Consider the following 1342-nt stretch of genomic DNA (forward strand, 5'->3'; position numbering starts at 1 on the left):
GCGGCGGCACCGAGGGCGCCCTCCGCTCCGGTCTCCGTCACGTTCCCCGTACCCCCCGCTACTCCGGCTCGTCGTCGACGTACACGCGCGGCACGCGCCCGCCGACGCGGGTCACGATCTCGTACGCAATGGTGCCGGCGGCCCGCGCCCAGTCCTCGGCCGTCGGCTCCCCGTCGTCGCCCGGGCCGAACAGCACCGCGCGGGCGCCGGGCTCGACCGTGTCCGTGCCGAGGTCCACGACGAACTGGTCCATCGCGACCCGGCCGGCCACCGTCCGCACCGCGCCGCCCAGCAGGACAGGCCCGCGGCCCGACGCGTGGCGCGGGACGCCGTCCGCGTAGCCGAGCGGGACGAGGGCGAGGGTGGTCTCGCGGTCGGTGACGTAGTGGTGGCCGTAGCTGACGCCGAGGCCCGCCGGGGCCTGCTTCACGGAGGCCACGTCGGCGGAGAGCCGCATCACGGGCCGCAGCCCGAAGTCGGCTGGCGTGCCCAGCTCCGGGCCGGGCGAGATGCCGTACATCGCCACACCGGTCCGTACGAGGTCGAAGGAGGCCTCGGGCAGGGTGAGCGTGGCGGGCGAGTTGGCCATGTGCCGCACCTCCGGCTCGACGCCGGCCTTCTCCGCGTACTCCAGCATGTCCTGGAACTCGGCGAGCTGGGCGGCGATCGACGGGTGGCCCGGCTCGTCGGCGCACGCGAAGTGCGACCACAGGCCGGTGACCCGGACCAGGCCGTCGGCCTGCGCCCTGAGCGCCTCGCCGACGAGGCGGGGCCAGTCGGCGGCCAGGCAGCCGTTGCGGCCGAGACCCGTGTCGGCCTTGAGCTGGACGCGTGCGGCGCGGCCCGCGGCGCGGGCGGCCTCGCGGACCTCGTCGAGCGCCCACAGGCCGCTGACCGTCACGTCCACGTCCGCCTCGACGGCCGCGCGCCAGGGCCCGCCGGGCGTCCAGAGCCAGCACAGGACCGGGGCGTCGATCCCGGCGGCGCGCAGCGCGAGCGCCTCGTACGGCGTGGCCGTGCCCAGCCACGCGGCGCCCGCGTCCAGCGCGGCACGGGCGCACGGCACGGCGCCGTGCCCGTACGCGTCGGCCTTCACGACGCCCATGACCCGGGCCCCCTGCGGGGCGACACGGGCACGCAGGGCGCGGACGTTGGCGCGGAGGGCGCCGAGGTCGATCTCGGCGCGGGCGCGAACCGTCTCCCGGTGCGCGTGCTCGCGGGCGGCGCTGAGGTGCTGTGGTGTCTCGCTCATCGCGCCCAGTGTCTCAGGTACGCCCACGGGCCAGGCCGCTCCTCCCGTCCGCCGGGTCTTTCCCCACCCCGCCCCTTCCCGAATCGGGGG

At 77.0% G+C, this 1342-nt stretch carries 1 protein-coding gene; it reads right to left on the reverse strand.

Features of this window, described 5'->3' with window-relative positions; all coding sequences use genetic code 11:
• Nucleotides 1–58 precede the first annotated feature (58 nt).
• Nucleotides 59–1252 (reverse strand): alanine racemase, encoded by a 1194-nt coding sequence (gene alr, locus HTZ82_RS07440; RefSeq protein ID WP_175408498.1) that lies wholly within the window; start codon nucleotides 1250–1252, stop codon nucleotides 59–61.
• Between the last annotated feature and the right edge of the window lie 90 nt (nucleotides 1253–1342).

This window comes from Streptomyces sp. TRM64462, from assembly GCF_013362995.1.
Taxonomy (GTDB): domain Bacteria; phylum Actinomycetota; class Actinomycetes; order Streptomycetales; family Streptomycetaceae; genus Streptomyces.